We start from the raw sequence: 25,525 nt of genomic DNA, 5'->3' as shown, positions 1-25,525 counted from the left end.
GGGGCGGTCATGCGTCAGGATGCTCGTTGCCTCAGTGTGGACTTGCGTTCAGCCGCAATGACGACACTGAGCAAGCCTGGAAACAGCGATTCCATTACGCCCGTCCGGAGCGTGTTGAGAATCGCCGTTCCCTGATAGTGCTGTTCAATGATTCCCGCCTCGCGAAGCACGCGGAAGTGATGGGTGGACGTGGACTTGCTCACGGGCAACTCAAACGCGATGCATGCCTGGTCGTCATGGCCATCGGCCAGTTGGGTCACGATCCGACGCCGGATTGGATCGGCCAGCGCCGAGAGTACGCCGTCGATATGAATTTCGTCGGGCGTAGGGTGGTCCAAAGTTCGCATGCTTCGATTATCCAAGAAGTTTCAAGACCTGGCGATTTCTAATTCCTATATGAATCGTACTACGGTGAATGTCGAACTACAATCGAAGGGAGAAGCGCATGAAGGTATTCCAAGTAGGCGCAGCCGGGGGAGTTGGCCGGCGGCTGGCTCAACTACTGAGTGGCCGCGGTGACGCCGTCACGGGAATGTTCAGGAATCCTGCTCAAGCTGAGACTGTTGCCTCCAGTGGTGCGACGCCTGTGGAGGGAGACCTGATCAAGGACTCCGTTGAGGTGTTGGCCGAAAAGTTCAAGGGACACGATGCCGTGGTCTTCTCTGCGGGCGCCCATGGCACAGGAATGGACCAAACCACCCTCATCGACGGCAAGGGGCTCGAGAAGGCTGCCGATGCAGCCGCCCTCGCCGGAGTGTCCCGTTTTGTCCTGGTGTCCGCCTTCCCGGAGTCAGGGCGGGGTGAGTCGGTGAACGAACGTTTTGAGCACTATATGCGCACGAAGAAGACAGCAGACGTCTACCTCACGCGTACTGATCTGGACTGGTTGATAGTTCGCCCGGGGCTTCTGACCGACGCCCCCGGAGATGGGCGGGTTACCGCGGGTCCTGCGATTGAGTACGGAGACATCCGACGCGATAACGTCGCGGCGTTCATTGATGCTGCCCTTCATAACTCCAAGTTGAATCGGACTATCGTTGAGCTGACTGATGGCGATACGCCAGTGGCAGAGGCCGTGTCTACGCTGGTTGGCTGACAGGCAGGGACTGCCTTTTCCGAAGGCAGGAAGGGATGCAGGCGAATCGCGTGCATCCCTTCCTTGTATTCATTCATGCTTTCATGGGTGTCCAGGCGTGGGCGTCGACTCCATGGCACTAAGTGCGGCTTCCGCGGCGTTTGATGCATGTGCCTCACAAGCTCGCCGGGCTGCCTCGGGGTCTCTAGTGATGGCCGCTGACGTGGTGATGTCCGTCAGTTCGGACAGCATGAGCGGACTTCTCCCCGGGGAACTTGTAGAGAGGGCCCTAAGTACTTGAGTGCGGGCATTGATTTGCCGAAGCATGCCCGAGATTTCTTTGTTGCCAGCGCCAGCCAGAAGCACTTCGTAGTAGCTGTCTTTCGCTGCCAGCAACTGCTGCGCCCCACCGGCTGACTCTGCTCTTCGGATGTCAAAAAGTCTCGCCACGAGTTGCCCGCGCTGAGCTTCTGTGGCTCGCTCGGCGAACAGGTTTCCGGCGAGTGATTCCAAAGCGCCGCGAACTTCATAGAGACTTCGGGCTTCGGTGGGTGTGAGGGTTGCAACTTCGGGGCCCTTGTTCGGCACCGTCACTACCAGCTGCTCGGATTCCAGCTGCCGCAGTGCTTCACGAACCACTGTCCGGCTGACGGAGAACTTATCGCAAAGCGCAGTCTCTACCAGCCTCTCTCCAGGTTTGTACTCGGAGGTAACGATCGCCCGCCGAAGGGCGGCTACCACCTCTTGGCGCAATGGCGCGGCGGTTCGCTGGATTGTTTCCAAAATCATTCTCGCCCCTCGGGTGCTGAATACCTGTACGAACGAAAAAACCGGGGGAGGCGGTGAGCCTCCCCCGGTTCTGTTCGATTAGGCCTCGTACTGGTGGTAGACCTTGGCGATGATCTTCCAATCGCCGTCCTGCTTCAGCAGGGTGTGGAAGTCGGTGTAGTCAGCACCAATGGCATCGTTTTCCATGTCAACCTTCACCACGGCAGTTGTCTGGGTGATGCCGATGATGTCCACGCGGGTCTTGACATCAGGAGCGGCGCCGTTCTCGGCGACGAAGTCGTACAAGTTCTTGATGGGTCCGCCCAGAAGCTGGCCGTTGGTAAAGCCGTACATGGTGGCGTCTTCATGGAAGGCTTCTGCAACGCCTTCGGGGCTGCCAACGCGCAGGCCTTCGACATACTTCTGAACGGTGGTGATGATCTGGTCATATTCGTCAGTCGGAACGACTTTGAGGTTCTTGGGCATGGTTTCTCCTTGTGAATGAGCGGGTCCGTTTGCGGTGCCCCGGGATGGTTTGGTTGAAGAAGAGCTGCTAGCTCTTTCGAATCACGACGGTTTTGTTGTTGGTGTGCGAAGCCAGTCCCTCGTCACCGTGTTCGACGCTCAGGCCGGACTGCTTGTGGCCGCCGAAAGGTGCGTGGTCCGGGTGGCTCTGGCCTTGATTGACCCAGACGTTGCCGGAGTCGATGCGGTCCGCCACGGCCAGTGCCCGTTCTTCGTCTCGTCCCCACACGGTGGCACCAAGGCCGAAGATTGTGGCGTTGGCGCGCTCGATGACGTCCTCGACGTCGTCGTACACAAGGACGGGCACGATCGGTCCAAAAGGTTCCTCCTGGACGATGCGGCTGTTCTCGGGAGGGTTGTTGACGATGGTGACTGGAACGAAATTGCCATCCAGGGACTCGTCGATGGTGCCCCCGAGCGGAACGTCGTAGCCATTGCGGCGAGTGTCTTCGAAGAGGTCACGGAGCTTGTCGTACTGCATGCGGTTGTTGATGGGGCCCAGATCGCTGGTGGGATCCATGCCGTCGCCGACCTTTTGCGTCTTCGCATAGTCCACGAGCGCGTTGACGAAGTCTGCATGGAAGGAACGGTGTACGTAGATGCGCTTGGCCGCGATGCACCACTGACCGGAGTTTCCAAAGGCGGCGTTGAACACCTGCGGCACGGCGTCCTGCCAGTCAGCGTCCGGGAGCAGGATCGCGGGGTCATTTCCACCCAGTTCGAGGGTGACCCGCTTGATGGTGCCGGCTGCTGAAGCCATGATCTTGGTCCCTGTTTCCGTGGATCCCGTGAAAGTGATCATCCCGACGTCGGGGCTCTCAGTGAGGATCTGTCCAAGTTCGTTGCCGCCTGTGACGATGTTGAAGACGCCGGGAGGGAAGACCTGGGCTGCCAGTTCCCCGATCCGCAATGCGCAGAGCGGGGTATAGGGAGAAGGCTTGAGAACTACGGTGTTGCCGGTGATCAGTGCGGGGACGGTCTTCCACAGAACGTGGAGGTAGGGATAGTTCCAGGGGATGATGGCCCCCACGACACCGAGCGGTGAGCGACGGAGTTCTACGCGCTTCTCATCGTCCTCCACCAGTACCTTGTCCTCCAGCCTCGACTTGGCTGTGTTGGGGATCCAGGGGTTGGCAAGGTTGACTTCGAACGTCGCCTGGTTGTGTCGTGGCTTGCCCTGCTCCAGAGAGAGCAAGGTAATGAACTCTTCTTTGTGGGCCTCGAGGGCCTCGAAGAATTCGACGATGATCGCTTCGCGCTCGTCTGCGGTCAGCGCCGCCCACGCAGGGAAAGCCCGTTTGGCGGCACCGATGGCGCGTTCCATGTGTTCCCGTGTGCCCTGGGGTGCGGATGCGAGGACCGAGTTTGTGGCCGGGTTGTAGACGTCAAAATGGTCCTCGGTCTGGATGATGTTGCCATCAATGAGCAGTCCGTAGGGTCCGTTGAAGTTCGGGGGCGTGATGGTACGCGTGCCCTCTGTAATGGAAACTCCCATGTGATCTCTCCTATCATGCGGCGGCTTGCCGTGGAGCGGTAAACAAATCGAATGCTGAAACAGATTCACGTTTCAGTTTAGGGGCAGAGGCGAGAGCTTGCAAGACCTTTTGCCATATTATGAAATGCGATATTGTTTCAGCTTAGGATGTGATGATCGACACGATAGCAGTGCGACCTCCCCTGAAGTCCCCTCACCAATGAAGCTCAAGGAGCAGACATGAAACTCGACGGACAGTGCCTTTGTGGTGAAGTCACCTACACCATTGACAGCGAGCCCAAGTTCACGGCCCTGTGTCATTGCACCGATTGCCAACGTCAGACAGGTGGCGCGTACTCGCTGGTCATCGGTGTTGACGACGAAAAGCTCACAATCACAGGCGACGCGGTAAAGACGTTCATTACCGTCGGCTCTGAGCACGAGACCAACACCAACCGGTCGTTCTGCGGGGAATGCGGTTCCCCAATTGTTGGCCGCATCGACGCGATGCCTGGACTGGCTTTTGTTAAGGCGGGGACGCTCAACGACACGTCATGGCTCAAGCCGACCGTGGAAGTCTGGTGCCGGTCCGCGCAACCATGGGTCGAGGCTCTCCCGGGTGCCGAGCGGTACGACGGCGACATCCCGGCCTGATTCGGGCCTGCGCGCGGAGGCCGCGCAACGTTGGGGTTGGGTGGATCGCTTTTTTGCGGTGGTCCACCCAGACCCCTTTCTTTATTTCTCGAAAGGAACAAAGCATGATGACGTCCACCGGGATCCTCCGCGGCGACAACAGCATCGCTGATCAGCAGGAAGGCCCCCTGACAGTCGCGGCTGCCGAGGAGTGGATTCAGCGCACATGCTTCTCGACCGGTCCTGCCGGGCGCATCGGACTCGAACTTGAGTTGCTCATGGGTCGAATCGGAGACCCATCCCTGCAGCGTCCATTTGCCGACGACAACTACCGGCGTTTGTTCTCGGAACTGCGACATCTGGACGTTCACGGAAGTCTTACGCTCGAACCTGGTGGTCAGCTTGAGCTAAGCTCGCACCCCGAAGCCTCTTTGCAAGAGCTCATTTTCTCAGTGCACGGCAGCCTGAAATTGTTGCGGGAGCAGGCTGCCGATTTGGATGCAATCCTGGTGGGTGCCGGAGTGTCGCCACACCTCGAACCCAGGCGGATTACGCAAGCCCCACGCTACGCTGCCATGGAACAGTATTTTGAACCGTGGGCGCCGGCGGGCACCACCATGATGTGTTCCACGGCGTCAGTGCAGGTCAACGTCGAGGCGGGCACTGACGACGTCGAAATCCGTCATCGCTGGAAGCTGCTGTATTCAATGGGGCCAGTGCTGGCAGCGACATTCGCGAACTCCGGCTGGATCGGTGGCCGGCGAAGCGGTTGGAAGAGCACACGGCTCGCAGCGTGGCTCGCTCTGGACCCGGCCAGGACTGGCGTACCGCATTTCAGCGCGGCCCAGGATCCCGGGGTGTCCTACGCCCGGTGGGCCCTGGACGCCCCCCTGATGATGATTCGACGTGTAGCGGGGGAGTGGCATGCCCCCGCCGGTCTGACGTTCCGTGATTGGCTCCGTCTAGGGACAGCAGTGGTACCAGACCGGCCGCCGGCAAACCTTGAGGATTTACAGCAGCACTTGAGCACACTTTTCCCGCACGTCCGGCCCAAAGGGTATTTCGAAATCAGATATATCGATGCCCAGCCCGGCTGCTGGTGGGCTGTCCCCGCCGCCGTCGTTTCCGCGCTCATCTCCAATCCCGCTGTCTCAGACCAAGCCAGGGGTATCTGCGCCGGTTCCCCGGACTGGGAAGCCGCTGCCCGGTTAGGACTCGCGGACCCGGGAATCGCATCCCGGGCCGAGCAGTTGATGGCGCTGGCTGCGGACCAGCTTCGGCTCGACACTTCCACGAGGGCCATTGCCAGCCAGGTTGAGGAATTCGCTGAAAAGTGGACGCTCCGAGGTCTATCGCCCGCGGATGACGATCCGTCCGCTTGGCCGGACCGGGATCAGGGCTGCGCTCTGGATAGTGGCATTTGCTAGATCAGCCCAAGGTCCGTGGCAACGATGACGGCCCGTGTTCTGGTTGTCGAAGAGAGCTTGCCCCTTGCGTTCTCCATGTGCGTAGAAACCGTGCGTGGTGAGAGAAAGAGTTCGCTGGCTATTTGGGTGTCCGTCAGGCCCCGTTTTACCATTCGAAGGATCTCCAACTCACGCGGAGTAAGCCCCAGGCTCCGGCTTTGCCGGGCGCGTTCGACCATATCCGCTAGAACCGGTCGCAGAGCCGTCAACATGGGTGCCGTAAGCGCCGGCCAGGCCGCGCGATCCGTACTCAGGTTGCAAGTCCCCACGGTCTGTCCCTTAACTGTCAGCGGCATCGTGACTCCGTTGTTGAAACCTTCGGGTCCGAAATGCAGAAGCGCGGGCGCTGAGGCCCGGTAGCCTGGCAGGTTATCCCAGTCATAAATGGTGGACTCATCCCGCAGTGCTTGTCTGGCCGCTTTGTCGTGGAGAAGCAGATCTCGTGTGATGTAGTCCACAACGCTGTCCCTGTAGCCTGAGCTGCCGACCGCGATATGAGTGTGCGCCAGAGGATCCACATACGTCAGGAGGATCGCCCCTGCACCGCTTTCGAAGCGAACGAGGTCGAAGTATGCGTTGCGCCGGCGAATAATGTCTTCGCTTTGTAGGTCCTGCAAGATGAGAACCCGGGAAGCGGAGTCCATGTGGCCTCCATGGTTCGTAGGGAAAAGCTCACATTGGTTGTCAGATAAAACCAACGGCGACAAATGACCCGGACAGCAAGTCTGTGAGGGTTCGCATGAAGGGCCCGCACTTTGTAAAAGCGATCCGCATCACAAATATACGTGAAATCACCGATGGTAGCCAGAGCGCGGCCTTCCTAGGCTGGATCTACTCCCCAGGAATCACAACCCTGCGGCCCCACAATCCATCCCCCAGGAGGCTCACCACCATGCATCTCAAACCAGCCCTCGTTGCCGGCGTCGCGGCCTTGGCCCTGGCGTCTACGGCCTCGCTTTCGGCCTGCAGCGCACCAACATCCAGTTCGTCCAACGGCGGGTGTTCCAAGACGTACACCGTCGGCTTCAGTCACCCGATCGGGGAAGCCGAGGTGATCAAAGCTTTGAAGTCATTGGCGAAGGAGTACTCCACCAAGGTTGGTTGCGTCGACCTGCTTCTGGACAACACCACGGGAATGAAATTGGAAAGCCAGCGCGCCACGGTCGAAAGCTGGGTGACGCAGCAAGTAGACGCCATCGTCCTTTGGCCGGTCGACTCGACGGCTTTCGCCGGTCTCCAGAAGCAGGCGCAGAGCCAGGGCACCAAGTGGCTCACTTATCTGACCAGCATGGACGGTCAAGATGGCAGCGTGGGATTTGACAACAAGCTCCAAGGAGAGCAAATCGCGGCGGATGTCACAGAGTGGATCGAGAAAAACTACCCCGACGGCGGGGCAACAGCCGCGGTCACTACGTTGACCACACTGCCGCCTTCTCGCCCCAGATACGAACTTCCCATCAAGGCCATTGAAGCGGCCGGACTCAAGGTCGTTTCTGAACAGAACTGCACGGATCAAGCATGTGGTCTGCAAATTGCCGAAGACGCCCTTCGCGAGCACCCCGATTTGCGCATCTTCATTGGGCTCAGCGACGAGTCCGCGATAGGCGCAATGAAGGCCTTCAAAAACGCTGGAATCGACCCAAATACCGTCTATATAGCTGGCCAGGACGGTTCGCCGGAGGGTCTGGCCGCGGTCAAGGAGGGCGGCATGTACCGGGCAAGCTCCGCGATTCCCATGGATGCCCTTGCAGCGTCCATCGTTGACGCTGCCATGGCCGCCGCAACGGGTAAGGGCGAGACCAACCTTGTAACGCCAACGGTTCTGGCCAAGGCTGACAACCCGCAACTGGTGGCCGATCTCATCGGGAATTTTGGGCGTAAGGGCCAATGAGATGCCGCGGGACGCTCTGGACCAGGAAAAATCTGTGACTTTCGGCCTGATGCTATCGGGTATCCGCAAATCGTACGGGGCAAATCACGTGCTGCGGGGCATTGACATGAATATTCCTGCAGGCACAGTTCACGCACTTCTGGGCGCCAATGGTGCGGGGAAGTCCACACTGTTGGGTTGCCTCAGCGGAGCTACCAGTCCCGATGATGGTGAAATCGTCATCGGGGGACGCCCCTACCGTGGGCTCACACCGACACAAGCTTTTGAAGCTGGATGCGCCATAATTTACCAGCATTTTCAGCTCATCGCGTCGCTCTCCGTCGCGGACAACATATTTCTCGGCCAAGAGCGTCGTACCGTCCTCGGGGCCATCGATATCCGCCGGCAGGAGCGTGAAGCACAAAGCATCCTCGAATCTCTGGACGTGGACATAAGCCCCAAATCCTTGGTCGGTTCACTATCCGTGGGGGAGCAGCAGATCGTTGAAATCGCTCGGGCGTTGCGACGGAAACCGGACCTTCTCATTTTGGATGAACCAACGGCAGCCCTCGGCCCTCATGAAGTGACGGCCTTGATCCGGCTCGTGCGCCGGCTGGCCACGACGCAGGGACTGACTGTTATCTACGTGACGCACCTGCTGAACGAGGTGTTGCAGGTCGCCGACGCTGTGACTGTCCTCCGCGACGGCCGGGTGCACTGGACCCGGGATCGCCTGGACCTTGAAATGAAGGACCTGGTTGATGGCATCTCTCCAGGCAGCTCACTGACCGGCCGGGCATCAGACTGCGAACCAGGCGCGCCGATGCTGCAGCTGGAGGCACTACAGTGCTCCTTCACGGGACCTTTGACGACGACAGTCCATGCCAATGAAATCGTCGGACTGTTCGGGCTGTTGGGCTCGGGACGGACGAACCTTCTGGAGTCTCTGGCAGGAGTAAGGAGACCCGTGGGAGGTGGCGTAAGCCTGTCGCGGACGTCCCCTGCCTCCACTCGGTCCAAGGCACTGAGGGCAGGCATTTCCCTGGTGGCTTCCGATCGGAAAGAACAGTCACTTTTCGGCAGCATGACGGCTGAAGAGAACGTACTTCTTCCGCACTACCACCAGCTCTCACGCGGCTTTCGGAGACGTGGCCGCGAACGGGCGGCCTTTCTTGAGACCGCGGGGAGGATCCGGCTGAGTCCAATGTCTCCAGGGAATCCAGCGGATTCGTTTTCGGGGGGAAATGCCCAAAAGCTGGTTGTGGGGCGTTGGGCCGGTGAGCTTGGCGACACATCGGTTCTGCTCCTGGATGAACCAACTCAAGGGGTGGACATCGGATCCCGACACGAGATCTACGAATTACTCCGCGAGTTTGTCTCCGGTCCTGAGCGATGCGTGATCTTCGCGAGCAGCGAACCCGAGGAAATCCTCGCGCTTGCCACCCGTGTCTTCGTTCTGGTGGACGGAGTGCCCAGGGAAATCGCCCCCGAAGACATCACAGAAAATTACCTACTGTCAGCTGCCCAAGGCAGTTTTGGCGAAGCGGAAGGAACATCAAAGTGACTACGTTGGAGTCCACCACCATGAGTCCCCCAAGCAACAGCCCAGAGACCAAACAGCCTGGCCTTGCCGGCAAAAAGCTGGTTCTTCAGGGCATCAACTGGTTTATGCCGGCCGCCACCCTTGGTCTCATGGTGTATTTTTCTCTGGCGACCAAGTCTTTTCTTACCGGCGGCAACCTCCTTGCGGTACTTACCCAGAATGGGCCGACCTTCATAGTGGCCGTGGTGGCTGCAGTGTTGCTGATGGCCGGATTCGTAGATCTGTCAGTCGGTTCGACGTTGGCCTTGGCCGGAGTGTGCTCCGGGCTCACTTTCCTGAGTTCCGGTCTCATCCCCGGGCTCTTAGTAGGAATCGCAGTAGGTACAGCAATCGGCGCCATCAATGGATTGCTGATTGGATGGCTGGAACTGTCTCCCTTGGTAGTAACGCTCGGAATGCTCGCAGCTACACGGGGTGTTGCTCAGTATCTCGCCCCCGATTCGCTTTACGGCTTTCCGTCTGATGTCAATGTCCTGGGCAATGGCTCCATTTTCGGTGTGTCCTATCTGGGCCTCGCAGCCCTGTTTGTCATCGGCGCAGCCCTGCTCACCATGAATCGTCTCCCTGTTGGCCGCAAAATCATCGCAATCGGGGTGAATGCGAGGGCTTCCTACCTTGTAGGCATCCCGGTCAAACGCTTGTCAGTGCTTCTCTACGTTGTAGTAGGACTGGCGGCCGGTATTGCAGGTGTCCTGCAGGTGGCGAGACTGGACAGCGCCCCTTCGGGCACCCTTGGGGTCGGATTCGAAGTGACCGTATTGACCGCCGTGCTCCTTGGCGGTGTGCCGTTCGACGGTGGACGTGGGAGCATCCTTCGCGTGGTTCTTGGAGTATGGCTCATCGCCATCCTTAAGAACGGGCTAACGCTACTCAACTTGGGGCCGGAAATCGCCGGAATCGTGACGGGCAGTGTTCTGGTCCTGGCCGCCGGACTTGAGGCAGTTCGCTTCTGGGTGCAGCGGTCCAAGTGACGCGCTCAGTGGCCAGCCACGACTACACCACAAACCTCAAACTCAAGGAGAGAATCATGGACCACGTCATCACTGAAGAAATCCCATGGATGAGCGCGACACATATAAGCGAAAAGGTACGCCGCCAGGAACTTTCCCCTGTCGATATCGCTACATCGATGACGGACCGCATCAAGGCTGTGAATCCGCAATTGAACGCGTACGTTACCTTCGACGAGGAGCAGGTCACCACGGACGCCGAACGCCTGCAGACACAGGTGGACTCGGGTGCAGAGCTTGGGCCGCTTCACGGGGTCCCTTTCGCAGTCAAGGAACTCACCGCCATGAGTGGACTGCCGGCAACGTACGGCTACTTGCCGCTGAAAGGAACCGTAGCTCAGCACGATGCTGCCGTCGTTAAGCGTCTCAAAGCGGCTGGGGGGTTGTTTCTGGGAAAAACGAATATGCCCGAAGGTGGCTACTACGGGGGGACGGACAACCATTTGTACGGGCCCACTCACAATCCCTGGAAGAGCGGCTACTCGGCCGGCGGGTCCAGCGGGGGATCGGCTGCTGCTGTGGCTGCAGGCCTTGCGCCCATTGCAGAGGGGAGCGATGGAGCGGGGTCGGTTCGGATCCCGGCTTCAATGTGTGGTGTTGTCGGAATGAAACCAACCCATGGGCTCATCCCACAGACAATTCTGGGGGGTCGCTTTTATACCTGGATCTATCATGGGCCGATTGCCCGGACAGTGGCTGACGCTGCGCTCATGCTCAATGTCATGGCTGGCCCGGACGACGAAGACCCAACCAGTCTTCCGGACATGAATATTGACTTCACCGAGGAGATCAAGAAGCCGATCGATGGCCTACGGATCGCCTGGTCCTCGGATCTGGGCCTTGGCTACGTGGATCCGGAAGTCTCGGCGATCTGCAGGTCTGCCATGGACGCTTTCGAGGAACTTGGTGCGGTTGTTGAAGAGGCCACTCCGTCATGGGATGGAGCCCAGGAGGCGATGTGGAACGGCGTCTGGCTTCCTGGATTTGCGAGCCAGGTTGACCTGCTGGACTGGCAGGGCATGACGGGGCAGGTGGATGAAAACCTTCTGGAGATCATGAGTCAATGCAAGACGCTGAATGGAGAAGATAAGGGTCGGGCCGACCTCTATCGCGGTCAGATGTGGCAGACCTTCAGAGAGTTCATGTCAGGTTTCGACCTCTTGATTTCTCCAACCCTGACCTCAGCGGCTTTTCCTCTGGAACAGTTCGCGCCCAGCTGGCTTGAGGGTAAGCCGCTCCGGGAGCAGATCCTCGGATGGTTGCTCACGTATCCATTCAACATGATGACGACACCATCCATCACGGTGCCCGCCGGATTTACCTCGGGAGGGCTGCCCGTTGGACTGCAAATTGCGGGCGGTTTTCACTCGGATGCGAAGGTTCTGAGAGCCGCCGCGGCCTTCGAAGCCGCCCGACCTTGGTCGCAGATCCGCCCTTCTCATAAGGTGGACCGGGAGCTGACGGCTCCGCGTCCCGCATAATCATTCTTCGAGTACTGGCGAATCAATATTTCTTTCTTGGATCGGCCCGGGCGATCGCGTCCGGGCCGACGTGTTGACAGCTGTCTCCGGCTGGCCGCGGGCGGGGGATTCTACGGCAGATATGTGGCCAGGTACTCGATGCTTGAGCGTTTCATTTCCTGCAGCAGCGCTTCGTTGCCTCGATCCGGCGACTCGCGGTAAGCAAGGTCAAAGCCCTTGTCGAGCATACCTACGAAAATTTGCGTCACGACATCGAAGGGAACTTGCGGCGCATCCGGCCTGGTATCGGTGATCGTCCTGGCCAAATAGGCTGCCAGTTCGTTGTCGTGCATTCGATTAGCGCGGATCATTCGGCCCGTGAACTCGGTTGAGAACCAAATGGCGCGGAACGCGGGCGTCTCGTTGAAGAATTCGATATGGGCCTCGACGCCTGCTTCGGCTTTCTCTTTCCAGTTAGGCCCGCCGAGGTCGAAGTTCACCTTATCCAGCCGGTTATCAAGGTCCTGTAGGCAGGACACGAGAATTTCTTCCAGCAAGGCCTCCCGGCCATCGAAGAAGTTGTAGAGCCATCCAACGGAAACGCCGGCCCGCGCAGCGACTGTAGTCGTGGTGACTGCCTCAGGACCACCTTCAACCAGAAGGTCAATGGCGGCTTTCATGACTGTTTCCATCTTCGATCGGCTGCGCTTTTGCACAGCGGTCCTGTGAGCACCTACCGTGGCGGAGGCTTCCGTAAGTAGCTCGGAGAGGGAATGTGCGGGGCTCGGGGGAACGGCTCTCTCCAACGGCGGCATGGAATGGTCCACTTCGCGTTGCGCAATCTGGCTCATCCTGGCGCCCCCTCATGTATGGCTACAAAGCGTGAATAGGTTTCACTTTCTATGGGTTCAGTCTAGGGGCTAGCTGGAGCTCTGGGGCGCCTCCTCCAACTAGCTCTTGCATGAAGTGTGACTTATGCCTCATACTTCGAATGTGAAAGATGAACTTGTTTCATTCTTTCGTCTTCGCTGGACGCAGCGATGCCAACATGAGTTCATCGACTCTGCCAACTCTCCGTGCGGCCAACCCTCCACGCAGATGGCAAGAACGATGCGGGCCTTCCCGTCCCTAATTCACGGCGGGATCCGCACCCTCCCAATGTTCTTTGGCTGCTCCCCAACTGTGCGCCAAAATTTGAAGAAGGACCCCCATGGCAACTTCCAGTGCCCTTTCCGCGTCATCTGAACAGACAGAAGTCCATCGCCTCAAGTCCGGTTCCCTCGGACTGGTAGGCATTCTTCTGCTGGCTTTCTCCAGCGCAGCCCCCTTGGTGGGCTGCTTGGGCAATATTCCGCTTGCGGTCGCCTTCGGCAACGGTGTAGGAGCCCCAGCCGGATTCATCGTCGCAATGGGCGTACTTCTCTGCTTCGCCGTCGGGTATGTAGCAATGACGCGACGACTCAGCGCAACCGGCGGCTTTTACAGCTTTATCAGCAACGGTCTGAGTAAACCGCTCGGGCTGGCATCAGGGCTTTCGCTGATGCTGGGGTACCTCTGCGTCCAGGTGGCGGTGTTGGGGGCGATCGGTTACTTCGGCTCTGCCGCCCTGAAGCAATCCTTCGGGATGGACGTGCCGTGGCTTGTCATTGCAGGTATCGCGCTGGTCCTCGCTGCTGTGGCATCGTATTTCGGTGTCGAACTCTCGGCTAAAGTCCTCGGAGTCCTGTTCATCGGTGAAATTATCATTCTTGCCATCGTCAATGGCGCTATCTTCATCAACGGTGGGCCAGAGGGCGTAAGCCTCGAACCGATCAACCCCATCAATGCCTTCGGCGGAATAGCCCCAGGCATCGGTATCTTCTTCGCCTTCTGGTCCTGGCTCGGATTCGAAGTCGTACCCAACTATGCCGAAGAATCCAAGAATCCCAGGAAGCTTGTACCGCTGGCAACCTACCTTGCAGTCATTGGCATCGGCCTCATTCTGTTCGTCACGGCATGGGCAACAGTCACGGGTTTCGGAACCGGCAAAGTGGTCGATGAGACAACCGGCCTATTGGGTCAGTCCTACATTTCGCTCGCCCAGACGTACGTTGGCGCGTGGGCTGCGGACTGCATCAACTGGCTCGTGATTACCGGATGCTTTGCCTCGATCCTGGCGTTCCACCAAACCGTTTCACGCTACATCTACGCAATCGCACGGGAGGGCGTTCTGTTTCCGAGCAAACTAGGCCACACGCACCCTCGCTACGGAAGCCCCCACCACGCAGCAGTCGCAACGTTCTTCGGAGCGGGCCTTATCCTTGCGCTGTTCACGGCGTTCTACTTCGCCGCCCCTTCGGCGCAGGAATTTGCAGGCAATGACTTCAACACCGCGGCTTATTCCGAAGTATTCGGCTGGTTTGCCATTGCCTGCACATTCTGGGTCATGCTCAACCAGATTCTGTGCTCCATCGCCACCATCCGCTACCACCGGCTTCCCGCCCACCGGGTTCATGCGCACTGGTGGCGCACCGGTGTGGCTCCGGCAATCGGCGCTCTGGGTCTGGCCGGCGCCCTCTACCTGCTGTGGTCAAACCTCAGCCACCTCGGCGGTGACATCATCTGGGTCAGTCTCATTCCGTGGTTCTGCATCGCATGGTTCGTCTTCAGTCTCCTCATTGCTTTCTGGCTTAGGTCCAAGCGGCCGGCAGCTTACGAGGGACTTGGCCGTGTTCTCTCAACGACAGCAGATGATGCCTAGCCAGGCGTAAATCTCCTCAACGCCAAGAATGCCGCCCCAATCGCTTGGGGCGGCATTCTTGGCGTGCGTTTGATGCAAGCCAGACAGGAGTCTCGTCAGCTCTTTATTGTGAGGATCAGTTTCCCTCCGACAGTGCGGTTCCCCAACCGGTCAAGAGCGATAGCCATGTCATCCCAAGGCAGGACATCGGCAACGTGCGGGGCGAGCTTACCTTTCATCATGAGGTCCAGGAGCGTTGCCAGGTCTCGTCCGAAAGGAAGAGGATCAAAGAACAGTTCGAAACCCAGGATCTTGACCAGAGCCCCGTTGTAAACATCACGGACATTGAACGTAGTTAGCTCGTCTGACGAATTTCCAAAGGCAACCAACCGACCCCGCGAATCGAGCATGGACAGTGCGCGGCCAAGCACTTGGCCGCCCACCGACTCAATGACGACATCGAACAGATCGCGGACTTGCTCGAGGTCAGTTACCACGTGTTTGGCACCGATGGCCTTGAGCGCATCGGCGTCCGTGCCCGTGGAGACCAGCGCCGTAACCATGGCTCCTAATTGTGCGGCGAGTTGAACAGCGAACTGGCCAACACCACCGGAGGCGCCGGTGACCAGAACGTGATCACCGAGGCCCGCTGCGCCCAGCCGCAATGTGCGCAAAGCCGTGAGTGCGGCGGTGGGCAATGCTGCGGCCTGAGCGAACGTGACCTCATCAGGAATGGCGGCAATCGAGTCCCGGCGCACGGCGACCATCTCTGCCCAAGCGCCATGTTCCACTATTCCGAGAACCTTGGAACCAGCCCTCAGCTCGTCACTGACGTCCTCCATAAGGACGCCAGCGAAATCCCAGCCGGGGATGACGCCCGCGGGTGCACTGCGAAGCGCACGCATCTCGCCTCGGTTGAGGGAAATGGCATGAATCTCGACCAGGACTTCTCCAGGCTGTACCGAGGGCATGGGGACGTCCTGGATGGCGATCCGGCCAGGCGCCTCAGGGCTAACGGCCAGTGCACGCATCGTTGATGTGGCAAATGGTGAGTGCTTCACGGGTCCTCCGGAGGTGCGTTCTGCGGCGGGTTCATGACTAGGTCGGGGAGACAATGACGCCTTCGCGGTAGTCGAAAGCCCTGCGCTGGTGGGTAGTGTCGGAGACTACCCAGATGACAGTGCAGTCTTCGGTGATCGCGTCTACTGTTGCCCGATACGGCTCGCCAACAGATTCATCTACCAGGACGTTCTGGGTAGGCCGAAGCCCGGACCAGTTCTGACTGGTCCGGGCTTCGGTGGTGGAGGCTGTTTCCATCCGTGTGCCCTCCTAGGGAGCTTCTGCGGGGCTGTTGGCAGTGACATACGTGGCAACGGTCCGCGCTTCGAGCTCCGGGATGATGTGGACAGCTCCGATAGTGAGGAAGTGTTGCGTCTGTCGATGCAGGTCAAAGTCCTCGGCAGTGTGGTAGCTCTCCAGGATGACAATCTTCCTGTCATCTTCGACTCCACGGAAGAATTCGTAGGAGATATTTCCGGGTTCTTCACGGGTTTGCGCTGCCATTTTCGCCAAATGTCCGAGAACCTCTTCCGTGGTTCCTGGTTTGGTTCTGTATCTGGCAACGACATTGAAAGTGCTGGTCATGATTACTCCTTTGGGTCTTGGTGGATTGCGCCGATGGCTACGCCGGCCCCGACGGGGAGCTCGTGACAGGGCCGAAAACGTGCCAGAACGTCCGGATCATGGCCCGCGACGACGGTGAGCCCGTAATGACGCGCTTCTTCACGGATGAACGAGAATGCCTCATACATGGCCGGCAGATCGCTGATTGCCGTAAAGGGCATGTCGCGTTCCAGCTCCTCGTAGAAGTGGACAGCGTCAGAGGCCAGCAGAACGTCGCCCTCTGAGGTGGGGACGTAGACAATTGCTTGCCCCGGTGTGTGCCCGCCGACTTCGACCAGTCTGATTCCCGGAGCCGGTGACGTTTCGCCCGAGAACAATTTGAGGCGCCCCTGGGTTTCGGCCAGGCGAAGCTGGTCTATTTCACCGTCTTCAGCGTAGAAGGAGAACTGGACGTGTCCAGCTGTGGGCGAGGTCCAGAACCGGTATTCAGCTTCGGCAATGTGGATCCGGGCGTTCGGGAACAGGTCAAGGTTTCCGATGTGGTCGTAATGGCCATGGGTCACTATGACGTCACCGACATCGTTCGGGTCAATGCCTAGGTGGGCAAGGGCATCGGCGGGGTGCAGCAGCAGCGTCCGGCCGCGCCGGCGGCCTGCTTCTTCGCCGAAGCCTGTGTCCACAACAAGGGTGCCTTCTGGCCCTTGAAGGATCCAGAAGTAGTAGTCAACGGTGGCCGGTCCGTCGTCTTCCCCGTACAAACGGTAGTTAAGGTAGACGTCGCTGCGTTCAGTGGCCCGGGTGCCGACGCGAACGACGACAACCCGGTAGCCGCCGTCGTTCTTAGCCGGCGCCATTGCCGCCCTCGTGAACTTCCACGGACGGTTCGAGTCCGTCGGCTCCCACAACTTCCCGCCATGCTTCGAATCCGGCCTGGAACGCAACGACGCCGGCCTCCGGAAGCGAAATCTCGATTGCTTCCAGGATTTCGGTGGGCGTCAGGCCGAGGTCAAGCGCCACGCGGATGTGGGACTGAATGTGTCCCTTGGATGCGCGCATGACTGTGAGGCTGACAATGAAGATGAGTTCCTTGGTCCTACGGTCCAGGGTGCGCTCATCCAAATAGGCGGCGGAGACCACATGGTTGGCCGCCTGAAGTACGGGGAAATCGTGTTTGGCCATTACTTTGTGGTAATCGAGGACGTATCCGCGTTTGCGCGCCATGTCGTCGATGTATGTCTGGGCCTCGGCGGTCTGGTCGTTCAGATCAATGGTCATACTGGTGTCCTTCCGGATGGTGCGGCGATCAGCTGGTGCGCAGCGGTGTGCCGTTGAGTTTTTCGTAGTATCGGGCAAATTCGGTGTGGTCCGGATTGTCACTGTCCAAGAGCTCCCGCGCTTTCTCGGCGGTTTCCTGTGCGGTGAGGACGATCGGCGCCTCAGCGGACTGCTGGGAAATGAGGTTTTTGGCAATTTTCAGGTCTTTGAGCATCAAGTCCATGGCAAAGCCGGAATCAAAACTTCCAGTCAGGATGTGGCGGGGATACTTGAACTCTGACGCCTGGCTGCGGCCCGTCGAGCCATTGATGACCTCCAGCATCTTCTCCGGTGCAATTCCAGCCGTTGCGGCCACCGTCAGAATTTCCGCGGCGGCGGCGAGGTTGGTGGCTGACAGCAGGTTGTTCAGCGCTTTGGCTGCGTGTCCCGTCCCTGGGGGCCCGACATGGGTGATGGACTCGCCGAGGTTACGAAGATGCCGTTTGGCGCGTTCGACGGCGGTACTGTCGCCACCGACCATGATGGCCAGCTTCCCGGTCAGGGCCTTGGCGACACCACCGGACACCGGTGCATCGACGTAATCGATGTCGAGGGCAGCGGCCTCAGCAGCAAGGGCTGCGGTGCTTTCGGGTTCGGAGGAGCTCATGTCGATGATCAAGGTTCCAGCCGTCAGACGCTTCAGGAGTCCCGGACTGGTGCGCAGGACCGACTCGATGATCCGGCTGTTGGGGAGCATGAGGATCACGGTCCCCACATGGGACGGGATGTTCTCGAGGTCCGGCAGAGCGGTGCCGTTAGTCGCCGCAGCCACCTCTGCGGCGACCACCGGATTCGTGTCGTAAACGAACAGTTCGCGGCCGGGGGAGTAGTTGATGGCCATCGGCCGGCCCATGTTCCCGAGCCCTACAAAAAGGGACGCGTGAGTATCGGGGATTACCATGTTGACGTTCCTCCGTCGATAGTGAGCACAGACCCTGTAGCGAAACTGGACTCCTTGGCTGCCAGCCAGACGATGGCTTCGGCAACTTCTTCCGGACGCCCCATACGATGCATGGGCGAACGGCCATTGAGGGAGTCAACGAGCTCTTGCGGTTCTGCTGACTCGGCAATCATCTTGTCGAAGTAGGGCGAGTTGATAGTTCCCGGAGCCACGGCATTGACGCGAATGCCTTGATCCACGTGGTCCAGCGCCATGGCGCGGGTGAGCGCGGATACGCCGCCTTTGGAGGCCACATATGCAGCTCGGTCGCGGATGCCAACGTTGGCTGTATAGGAGGAAGTGTTGACGATCCTGCCGTCACCGGTCTTCGCTAGTTCCGGAATGGCGTATTTTGAACAGAGGTACACGCCTTTGAGATTGACGGACATGAGGCGGTCCCAGTTTTCTTCGTCGATTTCCAGCACGTTCCCGGGGAATCCAAACCCCGCGTTATTACAGAGCACATCAATGCCCCCAAAGTTGTCGACAACAGCCTTGATCATCGAGCGGACACTGGCCGAGTCGCTGACGTCGACGGTGACTGCAAGTGCCTTGGCGCCGGCCTCGTCGGCAACTTCCCGGGCCGCCGCTTCGTTCTTGTCGGCGATGACCACGTTGGCGCCGAGGTCAGCGAATCGCAGGGCGGCTGCCCTGCCGATACCGCTGCCGGCGCCAGTGACTATGACGGTTTGGTCAGTGAAATTCACGAGGCGTTTCCTTTGAGGTCAATGATCTGACGGATGACTTTGCCTTCGCGGAGTTCATCCATGGCGTGATTGATGTCGTCCAGGGCGATAGTGCCGGAGATGAGCTTTTCCACTGGCAGGACGCCATCCAAGTACATTTGGGCATAGCGGGCGATGTCCTCGGAGGGAATGCCGGAGCCCATGTAGGAGCCGATGATCTGGCGGGCTTCAACAACCAGGCTCAACGGCGAGATTTCGAGTCGTGCTTCGGGCCGGGGAAGCCCGACTGTTACCGTGCGGCCGCCTGGTTTGGTCATATCGATGGCACCGGAGAGCGCGGCGGGATTTCCCACACATTCGATCACGGCGTCGAACTTCAGACCTGCGGCTGCTGCGTCGGCAGGTGTGTAGGCGGCAGTCGCACCAATCTCCAGGGACGTTTCCAGCTTGGATGGAAGCATGTCGATGGCAACCACTTCTCCTGCGCCCGCAGCTATGGCCACTAGCGCCGCGGCCAGGCCAACGCCGCCCATGCCAACAATTGCAACAGACTCGCCAGGCCGGACTTTAGCCGCATTGATGACTGCGCCGCCGCCCGTGAGGACGGCGCAACCGAGGAGAGCGCCGACGTCCGCCGGTACGCCTTCGGGCAGCGGAACGACAGAATGCTTGTCCACGACGGCGTACTCGGCAAACGCCGAAACTCCACCGTGGTGGTCCAGGGGCTGGCCGTTGATTCGCAGACGTCGCTCTCCGTGGAGCAGCGTTCCTTCCGCGTTGGCCTTGGTGCCTTCGAGGCATAGCGCCCACCCGCTGGAAGTACAGGCAGTACATTCACCGCAGCGGGGCATAAAGGTCATCGTGACGCGCTGTCCGATCTTGAGATCGTCACAGTCTTCGCCGAGTTCCTCGATGATCCCTGAGCCTTCGTGGCCAAGGACCATGGGTACTGCGCACACGCGCACACCGCTGACGCGCGAGAGGTCCGAGTGGCAGACTCCTGCCGCTTCCATGCGGATAAGGACTTCGCCTCGGCCCGGTGCGTCGAGGGTCAACTCAGCCACATTGATGGGAGTGGTTTCCCCCCAGGGCGTTGATGCCCCGATGGTTTCCAGAACTGCTCCTCTGAACTTCATCGTTCTCCTCAAGTCGCCGCCGTCACCGGCGGAATCATTCTCCGTGAGCTGCATTTGCGCTAATCCAGTATTACAGTAATACCTACAAGCGTGTCCAGTCCCACAATCAGTGTCATCGCGTATGATGGTGAAACCCTTTAGAAGGAATGCCATGACTATTGACGCCATCCGCAGAACAGCTGCGCCGCTTCGCACGGAAGTGGTCAACGCGCTGCGTCGAGCCATCGTTGCCCAGGAATTCGCGCCGGGGGACCGCCTCGTCGAGACGGTGATGTGCGAGAAGTACTCCGTGAGCCGGACGGTGATCCGTGAAGCCCTCAGGCAGCTAGAGTCCGAGGGGCTCGTAACGATGGTCCCGAATCGAGGCCCTGAAGTTGCCACGCTCAGCATTCACGACGCGGAAAGCCTGTATGAAGTACGCCGTGCCCTCGAGTCGCTGGCCGGCAGCCTTTTCGCGGAAAGGGCGAGTGACGCGCAGTGTACTGAGCTGGTTTCCAGGCTTGGCGAAGTTAAGGTGGCAGTGGCCTCAGGGGACCCTGAAAAACGCTTGGCTGCTAAGGATCGCTACTACGACGTGCTGCTTGATGGCACCGGAAACGCGGAGATTGCCCGGATGTTGCGAAGCGTGAATGCCCGGACTCAGATGCTCCGGACGCTCTCCCTGGCGGCTCCTGGCCGTGATGCCCGAACCATCGCAGAGATCACCCGGATCACAGCTGCGGCAGCCGTCAACCGGGATCCCGACGAGGCCCGTTTGGCCTGCGAAGAACATGTTCGCAATGCTGCGGAAGCGGCCTTGGGGGAGATGCGCAAGCTTCACGCCAGCTGAGTCCGACCCCTCCAAGCTCCGGTTCGCCCATGGTGAACCGGAGCTTTTGTTTTGCCTCATAGCGAGTTGACGTGGATCACATGCGCGTTCTAAGCTCGTAACACCGTAATACGGTCTTATGACATTCCAGTATGAACTGGATCCCCCCCAACTCTCTGTTTCGAAAGGTTGAGCGTAATGGGCGCATCATCCGCGACACTGGCGTCGCCGCCTTCACCGGCGAAGGTCGCCATGGCCAGTTTCATTGGCACCACGATCGAGTGGTACGACTACTACATCTTTGGCGCTGCCACTGTTTTGGTGCTTAACAGCCAGTTCTTCCCTACTTTGGACCCGTTTGCCGGCACTCTGGCTTCGTTCGCCACTTTCGCGGTGGCTTTTATCGCCCGTCCCTTCGGTGGTGCGTTCTTTGGGCACTTCGGTGACAAGATCGGCCGGAAGAAGATGCTCGTTTGGTCTGTACTGGCCATGGGATTGGGCACGCTCGTGGTGGGGTTGCTCCCCAACTACGCCACCATCGGTATCTGGGCTCCGATTCTGCTCGTGGTCTGCCGGTTCCTGCAGGGCTTCGCAGTCGGCGGGGAATGGGGCGGCGCTGTGCTCATGTCCCTGGAACATGCACCAGCCAACAAGCGGGCCTTCTTTGCCAGCTTCCCCCAGGCCGGCGTACCTGCCGGCACCGTCCTCTCCAGCGGCACCTTTGCGCTGATTGCACTCATGCCGCAGGACCAGCTTCTGTCGTGGGGCTGGCGAATCCCGTTCATTGCTTCCATCCTGCTGGTCATCGTTGGCCTGTGGATCCGACTCAAAGTCACCGAATCGCCTGAGTTCCTGGAAATCCAGGAGAAGAACGAAGTCCCCAAGGTGCCGGCGTTTGAAGTCTTCAAGCACCACAAGCGCTCACTCATGCACGGCATTCTCTGCGGTTTCGCGCCAAACTTCACGTTCTACATCGCAACCGTGTTCCTGGTCAGCTACGGCCCCAAGCAGCTTGGCATACCTTCAAGCACGATCTTCGTCGCACTGATGATTGCAGCCTCCCTTCAGGTGTTTACCTTGCCGTTCTTCGCCACCTTCGCGGATAAATACAGCCAGAAGAAGGTGCTGCTGACGGGCTGCGTTCTGGTCGCCGTGGGCGCCTTCCCGGTCTTTGCCCTCTTTAGCACTGGAACCTTCTGGGGAATTCTGCTGGCGCTCGTCATCGCGCTGCCGCTTCTTCATGGCGTCTCGTACGGGGTAATTTCCGGTTTCACGGCAGAACTCTTCCCCACGGAAGTTCGCTACACGGGCACCTCCCTTGCATACCAACTCGGCGGCATCGTCACGTCAGCACCAGTGCCGATCATCGCAACCCTGCTGATTCAGCAGTACCAGTCAAGCGACGCAGTCGCTTGGTACATGATCATCTCAGCAGTCCTCGGTTTCATCGCCATCGTCACCGCGAAGACCATCAAGCACAAGAAGGCCAATGACACCGTTCGCGTGGACGAACTGAGCATCTGATCCTTCGTGGTGCAAGGCCGGGGACGTCTCCGGCCTTGCACCACAGCACTCTGAGTCCGTTACCGAGCGCAGAAAGAAGCTTATGACTTCAACCAACAACACACTCCCTGTCATATCGGACGTGTGGTTCACCCACCTGGCCAACGCGGTGCACGCTGACCGCGAGCTGCAGGTCATCGGCAAGTACAGCGACTTCTGGATTGACGCTGTTTCACCAGGTAACTGGCGCGTCGTCTTGAACTTCCAAAGTTCCAGCCTCATTCCGACACCGTGGAAAGACCTGCCCTCGGACCACATCGCCATATCGGCTTCCGCAGTCGGCTGGGGACAGATCTTCGATCCCCATCCCAAACCTTTGCTGCATGACTTGCTCGCGCTCGGGAAGAACAGCCTGGATGTAGCGCTCGGTGGGTCCGACGTCGAACTCGTCCGCAATTTGAGGGTCCTTGCACGTCTGGTGGATCTCGGAAAGGCACTCCATGTCCAGCACTGACACACCTGTAGCCAGCTTCGAAGATGTGGTTGGCCGCTACGTGAACCTGCGTTCGTCAGGCCGCGATCAGCGCATTTACTTCGAAGAAGCCGGCAGCGGACCGGTCCTCCTTTGCCTGCATACTGCCGGCGCTGATTCGCGCCAATTCCGGCACCTGCTTAATGACCCGGAGATCACCAGCCGGTTCCGAGTGGTGGCATTCGACCTTCCCTGGCACGGCCGATCCCTCCCGCCGGAAGGTTGGTGGGAGGAAGAGTATCTGCTCACCGCTGACGCCTATGTCGCAATTGTCCGAGACTTTGCGGCTGCACTGAATATAGAGCAACCAACAGTTATCGGTTGCTCCATGGCCGGGTCCCTTGTGTTGGAACTGGCCCGCAGGCACGCCGATGAAATCGGGGCAGTCATAGGGTTGTCGGGAGCGCTCAAGGTCAACGGGCGCTTCCAGGACTGGTCCCTTCGGCCGGACGTCAACGCCCAACAGTCTGTCCCCACCTGGACGTCGAGCCTGATGGCACCGCAAAGCCCAGAGGTATCCCGCCGCGAAGTCTGGTGGATCTACAGTCAGGGCGGTCCCGGTATCTATCGCGGTGACACCTACTTCTACTCCCAGGACCTGGACCTCCGAAGCAGAGGGCATGAGATCGACACAACGGCCTGCCCGGTGTACCTCCTCACGGGCGAATATGATCACGCCTGCACTCCTGCCGACACGGCAGATGCCATCGCCGAAATCCCGGGTGCGAAGGGCGGTGCCATGAAAGACATCGGGCACTTCCCAATGACGGAGAACTACCCGCTGTTCAAAACTTACCTCCTGCCGATCCTCGAAGAACTCCACCCGGACGTGGCCGGTAAAGACCTTGATTCCCTTGCCTTGGAAGGAACCCACCATGCCTGAAACGGCTACTGTCACCCCTGAACTTGAGCGCCTTCTGCTCTCGACAATCCCCACCGGCCTGCTGATCAATGGCCAGTGGCGCGATGCCAGCGGCGGCGGGACGTTCGCCGTCGAGGACCCCGCAACGGGAAAGAAGCTCCTGGAGATCGCGGACGCCACCAGCGCCGACGCCATGGCGGCACTGGATGCTGCTGACGCGGTGCAAGCGTCCTGGGCGCGGACTGCCCCTCGCGTCCGGGCAGAGATCCTCCGACGCGGCTTTGAGCTTGTTACCGAACGGGCCGAAGACTTCGCTCTGCTGATGACCCTGGAGATGGGTAAGCCCCTCGCCGAGGCACGCGGCGAAGTGACCTACGGAGCGGAGTTCCTGCGGTGGTTCTCCGAGGAAACGGTCCGCGATTACGGCCGCTACCTGACGTCCCCTGAGGGGAACAACAAGATCCTGGTCCAGCGCAAGCCCGTGGGACCATGCCTGCTGATCACACCGTGGAACTTCCCGCTGGCGATGGCCACCCGAAAGGTGGCCCCTGCCATTGCCGCCGGCTGCACTATGGTCCTCAAGCCAGCCAAGTTCACGCCGCTGACGTCGCTGTTGTTTGCCCAAGTGATGCAGGAGGCGGGTCTTCCCGCCGGCGTACTGAACGTCGTCGCTTCATCATCCGCGTCAGCAATCTCGGGTCCCCTGATGAAGGACTCGCGCCTTCGGAAGGTGTCCTTCACGGGCTCGACGCCGGTCGGCCGACGGCTGCTCGCGGACGCGTCCCACAATGTGCTGCGTACGTCGATGGAGTTGGGCGGCAACGCGCCGTTCATCGTGTTCGAGGACGCTGACGTGGACAAGGCAGTCCAGGGCGCAATGGCGGCGAAGATGCGCAACATGGGCGAAGCATGCACCGCAGCCAACCGTTTCCTGGTGCACGAATCGGTCGCAGAAGACTTCACCTCGAAGTTTGCCGCGGCCATGGGTTCACTGACGCTGGGCCGAGGCACTGACCCGGGTACCGCCGTCGGGCCCATCATTGATGGTGGTGCCCGCAAGGACATCCACGCTCTGGTCACCGAAGCAGTAGAGCAAGGAGCCACCGTGGCCACCGGCGGCGCACCGCGCGACGGCGCGGGCTACTTCTATCCGCCGACCGTTCTGGCCAACGTCCCGCACGATGCAACGATTCTGGCCAGCGAAATTTTTGGTCCCGTTGCTCCGGTCACCACTTTCCGCACTGAGGAAGAAGCCATCCGCCTGGCGAATGCCTCCGAGTACGGCCTGGCTTCCTACCTCTTCAGCCGCGACCACTCGCGGATGCTCCGCGTAGCAGAACAGATCGAGTTCGGCATGGTCGGCTTCAACAGCGGCATGATCTCCAATGCGGCCGCTCCGTTCGGTGGCGTGAAGCAGTCCGGACTCGGCAGGGAAGGCGGAGCCGAAGGCCTCGCTGAATACACCACCGCCCAGTACATCGCCATCCCCGACCCGTACGCGGACTAATACGGTGCCCC

The 25,525-nt window shown here is 59.6% G+C and carries 27 protein-coding genes; 13 read left to right on the top strand and 14 right to left on the bottom strand.

The genetic code is table 11. The features are described 5' to 3' along the window. Positions 1 to 14: 14 nt before the first annotated feature. A complete protein-coding gene (locus M1D51_RS12290) occupies positions 15 to 347 on the bottom strand; it encodes an ArsR/SmtB family transcription factor (protein ID WP_054808240.1) in 333 nt (110 codons plus the stop codon). Between the two features lie 98 nt (positions 348 to 445). Between M1D51_RS12290 and M1D51_RS12285 the strand changes: the two genes are divergently transcribed. Next, complete coding sequence (locus M1D51_RS12285) at positions 446 to 1,096, top strand: NAD(P)-binding oxidoreductase (RefSeq protein ID WP_458106691.1); 651 nt, start codon at positions 446 to 448, stop codon at positions 1,094 to 1,096. Positions 1,097 to 1,177: 81 nt separating this feature from the next. On the opposite strand, the gene M1D51_RS12280 is transcribed toward M1D51_RS12285, so the two are convergent. The 3 genes from M1D51_RS12280 to M1D51_RS12270 all read right to left on the bottom strand — a co-directional run bounded on the left by M1D51_RS12280 (position 1,178) and on the right by M1D51_RS12270 (position 3,863). Next, positions 1,178 to 1,864, bottom strand: a complete 687-nt coding sequence (locus M1D51_RS12280) for a GntR family transcriptional regulator (protein ID WP_458106690.1) — start codon at positions 1,862 to 1,864, stop codon at positions 1,178 to 1,180. Positions 1,865 to 1,942: 78 nt separating this feature from the next. After that, the gene (locus M1D51_RS12275) at positions 1,943 to 2,329 is read right to left on the bottom strand and encodes a nuclear transport factor 2 family protein (protein WP_429329654.1); all 387 of its coding nucleotides are present in this window, start codon (positions 2,327 to 2,329) and stop codon (positions 1,943 to 1,945) included. A gap of 67 nt (positions 2,330 to 2,396) precedes the next feature. Beyond that, positions 2,397 to 3,863 (bottom strand): aldehyde dehydrogenase family protein, encoded by a 1,467-nt coding sequence (locus M1D51_RS12270; RefSeq protein ID WP_458106689.1) that lies wholly within the window; start codon positions 3,861 to 3,863, stop codon positions 2,397 to 2,399. A 219-nt stretch (positions 3,864 to 4,082) separates the two neighbouring features. On the opposite strand from M1D51_RS12270, the gene M1D51_RS12265 reads away from it, so the two are divergent. Next, complete coding sequence (locus M1D51_RS12265) at positions 4,083 to 4,496, top strand: GFA family protein (protein WP_285241571.1); 414 nt, start codon at positions 4,083 to 4,085, stop codon at positions 4,494 to 4,496. Positions 4,497 to 4,600: 104 nt separating this feature from the next. Continuing rightward, the gene (locus tag M1D51_RS12260; RefSeq protein WP_458106688.1) at positions 4,601 to 5,902 is read left to right on the top strand and encodes a glutamate-cysteine ligase family protein; all 1,302 of its coding nucleotides are present in this window, start codon (positions 4,601 to 4,603) and stop codon (positions 5,900 to 5,902) included. Here M1D51_RS12260 and M1D51_RS12255 read toward each other — a convergent pair. Further along, complete coding sequence (locus M1D51_RS12255; RefSeq protein ID WP_458106687.1) at positions 5,899 to 6,585, bottom strand: response regulator transcription factor; 687 nt, start codon at positions 6,583 to 6,585, stop codon at positions 5,899 to 5,901. The two genes, M1D51_RS12260 and M1D51_RS12255, sit on opposite strands and share 4 nt — an antisense overlap. Before the next feature lie 248 nt (positions 6,586 to 6,833). Between M1D51_RS12255 and M1D51_RS12250 the strand changes: the two genes are divergently transcribed. From M1D51_RS12250 to M1D51_RS12235, 4 genes are all read left to right on the top strand, one after another. Beyond that, positions 6,834 to 7,832, top strand: coding sequence for a sugar ABC transporter substrate-binding protein (locus M1D51_RS12250; RefSeq protein WP_458106686.1), 999 nt, complete (start codon positions 6,834 to 6,836; stop codon positions 7,830 to 7,832). A 106-nt stretch (positions 7,833 to 7,938) separates the two neighbouring features. Further along, positions 7,939 to 9,375: a sugar ABC transporter ATP-binding protein gene (locus M1D51_RS12245; RefSeq protein ID WP_458106685.1), complete on the top strand. Its 1,437-nt coding sequence runs from the start codon at positions 7,939 to 7,941 to the stop codon at positions 9,373 to 9,375. Next, positions 9,372 to 10,385 (top strand): ABC transporter permease, encoded by a 1,014-nt coding sequence (locus M1D51_RS12240; protein WP_458106684.1) that lies wholly within the window; start codon positions 9,372 to 9,374, stop codon positions 10,383 to 10,385. The genes M1D51_RS12245 and M1D51_RS12240 overlap by 4 nt, the downstream gene beginning before the upstream one ends. 56 nt (positions 10,386 to 10,441) lie before the next feature. Beyond that, on the top strand, positions 10,442 to 11,905 hold the full coding sequence (locus tag M1D51_RS12235) for an amidase (protein ID WP_458106683.1): 1,464 nt from the start codon (positions 10,442 to 10,444) through the stop codon (positions 11,903 to 11,905). Between the two features lie 110 nt (positions 11,906 to 12,015). Here M1D51_RS12235 and M1D51_RS12230 read toward each other — a convergent pair whose 3' ends face one another. After that, complete coding sequence (locus M1D51_RS12230) at positions 12,016 to 12,564, bottom strand: TetR/AcrR family transcriptional regulator (RefSeq protein WP_458106682.1); 549 nt, start codon at positions 12,562 to 12,564, stop codon at positions 12,016 to 12,018. A gap of 530 nt (positions 12,565 to 13,094) precedes the next feature. On the opposite strand from M1D51_RS12230, the gene M1D51_RS12225 reads away from it, so the two are divergent. Further along, positions 13,095 to 14,624, top strand: coding sequence for an APC family permease (locus M1D51_RS12225; protein ID WP_458106681.1), 1,530 nt, complete (start codon positions 13,095 to 13,097; stop codon positions 14,622 to 14,624). Positions 14,625 to 14,719: 95 nt separating this feature from the next. On the opposite strand, the gene M1D51_RS12220 is transcribed toward M1D51_RS12225, so the two are convergent. The 8 genes from M1D51_RS12220 to M1D51_RS12185 are packed head-to-tail and all read right to left on the bottom strand — an operon-like array spanning position 14,720 to position 20,302. After that, positions 14,720 to 15,664, bottom strand: a complete 945-nt coding sequence (locus tag M1D51_RS12220) for a zinc-binding dehydrogenase (protein WP_458106680.1) — start codon at positions 15,662 to 15,664, stop codon at positions 14,720 to 14,722. Between the two features lie 37 nt (positions 15,665 to 15,701). Further along, entirely contained in the window at positions 15,702 to 15,920 is a 219-nt protein-coding gene (locus M1D51_RS12215; protein ID WP_458106679.1) for a hypothetical protein, read from the bottom strand. Positions 15,921 to 15,932: 12 nt separating this feature from the next. Then, on the bottom strand, positions 15,933 to 16,247 hold the full coding sequence (locus M1D51_RS12210) for a putative quinol monooxygenase (RefSeq protein WP_458106678.1): 315 nt from the start codon (positions 16,245 to 16,247) through the stop codon (positions 15,933 to 15,935). Positions 16,248 to 16,249: 2 nt separating this feature from the next. Next, positions 16,250 to 17,080, bottom strand: coding sequence for an N-acyl homoserine lactonase family protein (locus M1D51_RS12205; RefSeq protein WP_458106677.1), 831 nt, complete (start codon positions 17,078 to 17,080; stop codon positions 16,250 to 16,252). After that, the gene (locus M1D51_RS12200) at positions 17,067 to 17,501 is read right to left on the bottom strand and encodes a carboxymuconolactone decarboxylase family protein (protein ID WP_285241578.1); all 435 of its coding nucleotides are present in this window, start codon (positions 17,499 to 17,501) and stop codon (positions 17,067 to 17,069) included. Before M1D51_RS12200 ends, M1D51_RS12205 begins: the two co-directional genes overlap by 14 nt. 28 nt (positions 17,502 to 17,529) lie before the next feature. After that, positions 17,530 to 18,441: an NAD(P)-dependent oxidoreductase gene (locus M1D51_RS12195; RefSeq protein WP_285241579.1), complete on the bottom strand. Its 912-nt coding sequence runs from the start codon at positions 18,439 to 18,441 to the stop codon at positions 17,530 to 17,532. Further along, positions 18,435 to 19,187: an SDR family oxidoreductase gene (locus M1D51_RS12190; protein WP_458106676.1), complete on the bottom strand. Its 753-nt coding sequence runs from the start codon at positions 19,185 to 19,187 to the stop codon at positions 18,435 to 18,437. Before M1D51_RS12190 ends, M1D51_RS12195 begins: the two co-directional genes overlap by 7 nt. Next, on the bottom strand, positions 19,184 to 20,302 hold the full coding sequence (locus tag M1D51_RS12185) for an alcohol dehydrogenase catalytic domain-containing protein (protein ID WP_285241581.1): 1,119 nt from the start codon (positions 20,300 to 20,302) through the stop codon (positions 19,184 to 19,186). The genes M1D51_RS12190 and M1D51_RS12185 overlap by 4 nt, the downstream gene beginning before the upstream one ends. A 151-nt stretch (positions 20,303 to 20,453) precedes the next feature. Here M1D51_RS12185 and M1D51_RS12180 point away from each other — a divergent pair, with 151 nt between their 5' ends. From M1D51_RS12180 to M1D51_RS12160, 5 genes are all read left to right on the top strand, one after another. Beyond that, on the top strand, positions 20,454 to 21,131 hold the full coding sequence (locus tag M1D51_RS12180; RefSeq protein WP_429329667.1) for a GntR family transcriptional regulator: 678 nt from the start codon (positions 20,454 to 20,456) through the stop codon (positions 21,129 to 21,131). Positions 21,132 to 21,308: 177 nt separating this feature from the next. Then, complete coding sequence (locus tag M1D51_RS12175; protein ID WP_458106675.1) at positions 21,309 to 22,634, top strand: MFS transporter; 1,326 nt, start codon at positions 21,309 to 21,311, stop codon at positions 22,632 to 22,634. Positions 22,635 to 22,716: 82 nt separating this feature from the next. Further along, on the top strand, positions 22,717 to 23,127 hold the full coding sequence (locus M1D51_RS12170) for a hypothetical protein (RefSeq protein WP_458106674.1): 411 nt from the start codon (positions 22,717 to 22,719) through the stop codon (positions 23,125 to 23,127). Then, positions 23,114 to 24,028, top strand: coding sequence for an alpha/beta fold hydrolase (locus tag M1D51_RS12165; protein WP_458106673.1), 915 nt, complete (start codon positions 23,114 to 23,116; stop codon positions 24,026 to 24,028). The genes M1D51_RS12170 and M1D51_RS12165 overlap by 14 nt, the downstream gene beginning before the upstream one ends. Beyond that, positions 24,021 to 25,514 carry an NAD-dependent succinate-semialdehyde dehydrogenase gene (locus tag M1D51_RS12160; protein ID WP_458106672.1) on the top strand — a complete coding sequence of 498 codons (1,494 nt, stop codon included), beginning with the start codon at positions 24,021 to 24,023 and terminating at the stop codon, positions 25,512 to 25,514. The genes M1D51_RS12165 and M1D51_RS12160 overlap by 8 nt, the downstream gene beginning before the upstream one ends. Positions 25,515 to 25,525 lie beyond the last annotated feature (11 nt).

This window comes from Arthrobacter sp. R3-55 (assembly GCF_054161505.1).
This window is presented reverse-complemented; position numbering and strand designations above follow the sequence as displayed.

Coding starts and splice junctions, on each gene's coding strand:
- M1D51_RS12290 (WP_054808240.1), bottom strand. CDS start 347: ATGCGAACTTTGGACCACCCTACGCCCGACGAAATTCATATCGACGGC.
- M1D51_RS12285 (WP_458106691.1), top strand. CDS start 446: ATGAAGGTATTCCAAGTAGGCGCAGCCGGGGGAGTTGGCCGGCGGCTG.
- M1D51_RS12280 (WP_458106690.1), bottom strand. CDS start 1,864: ATGATTTTGGAAACAATCCAGCGAACCGCCGCGCCATTGCGCCAAGAG.
- M1D51_RS12275 (WP_429329654.1), bottom strand. CDS start 2,329: ATGCCCAAGAACCTCAAAGTCGTTCCGACTGACGAATATGACCAGATC.
- M1D51_RS12270 (WP_458106689.1), bottom strand. CDS start 3,863: ATGGGAGTTTCCATTACAGAGGGCACGCGTACCATCACGCCCCCGAAC.
- M1D51_RS12265 (WP_285241571.1), top strand. CDS start 4,083: ATGAAACTCGACGGACAGTGCCTTTGTGGTGAAGTCACCTACACCATT.
- M1D51_RS12260 (WP_458106688.1), top strand. CDS start 4,601: ATGATGACGTCCACCGGGATCCTCCGCGGCGACAACAGCATCGCTGAT.
- M1D51_RS12255 (WP_458106687.1), bottom strand. CDS start 6,585: ATGGACTCCGCTTCCCGGGTTCTCATCTTGCAGGACCTACAAAGCGAA.
- M1D51_RS12250 (WP_458106686.1), top strand. CDS start 6,834: ATGCATCTCAAACCAGCCCTCGTTGCCGGCGTCGCGGCCTTGGCCCTG.
- M1D51_RS12245 (WP_458106685.1), top strand. CDS start 7,939: ATGAATATTCCTGCAGGCACAGTTCACGCACTTCTGGGCGCCAATGGT.
- M1D51_RS12235 (WP_458106683.1), top strand. CDS start 10,442: ATGGACCACGTCATCACTGAAGAAATCCCATGGATGAGCGCGACACAT.
- M1D51_RS12230 (WP_458106682.1), bottom strand. CDS start 12,564: ATGAAAGCCGCCATTGACCTTCTGGTTGAAGGTGGTCCTGAGGCAGTC.
- M1D51_RS12225 (WP_458106681.1), top strand. CDS start 13,095: ATGGCAACTTCCAGTGCCCTTTCCGCGTCATCTGAACAGACAGAAGTC.
- M1D51_RS12215 (WP_458106679.1), bottom strand. CDS start 15,920: ATGGAAACAGCCTCCACCACCGAAGCCCGGACCAGTCAGAACTGGTCC.
- M1D51_RS12210 (WP_458106678.1), bottom strand. CDS start 16,247: ATGACCAGCACTTTCAATGTCGTTGCCAGATACAGAACCAAACCAGGA.
- M1D51_RS12205 (WP_458106677.1), bottom strand. CDS start 17,080: ATGGCGCCGGCTAAGAACGACGGCGGCTACCGGGTTGTCGTCGTTCGC.
- M1D51_RS12200 (WP_285241578.1), bottom strand. CDS start 17,501: ATGACCATTGATCTGAACGACCAGACCGCCGAGGCCCAGACATACATC.
- M1D51_RS12195 (WP_285241579.1), bottom strand. CDS start 18,441: ATGGTAATCCCCGATACTCACGCGTCCCTTTTTGTAGGGCTCGGGAAC.
- M1D51_RS12185 (WP_285241581.1), bottom strand. CDS start 20,302: ATGAAGTTCAGAGGAGCAGTTCTGGAAACCATCGGGGCATCAACGCCC.
- M1D51_RS12180 (WP_429329667.1), top strand. CDS start 20,454: ATGACTATTGACGCCATCCGCAGAACAGCTGCGCCGCTTCGCACGGAA.
- M1D51_RS12175 (WP_458106675.1), top strand. CDS start 21,309: ATGGGCGCATCATCCGCGACACTGGCGTCGCCGCCTTCACCGGCGAAG.
- M1D51_RS12170 (WP_458106674.1), top strand. CDS start 22,717: ATGACTTCAACCAACAACACACTCCCTGTCATATCGGACGTGTGGTTC.
- M1D51_RS12165 (WP_458106673.1), top strand. CDS start 23,114: ATGTCCAGCACTGACACACCTGTAGCCAGCTTCGAAGATGTGGTTGGC.
- M1D51_RS12160 (WP_458106672.1), top strand. CDS start 24,021: ATGCCTGAAACGGCTACTGTCACCCCTGAACTTGAGCGCCTTCTGCTC.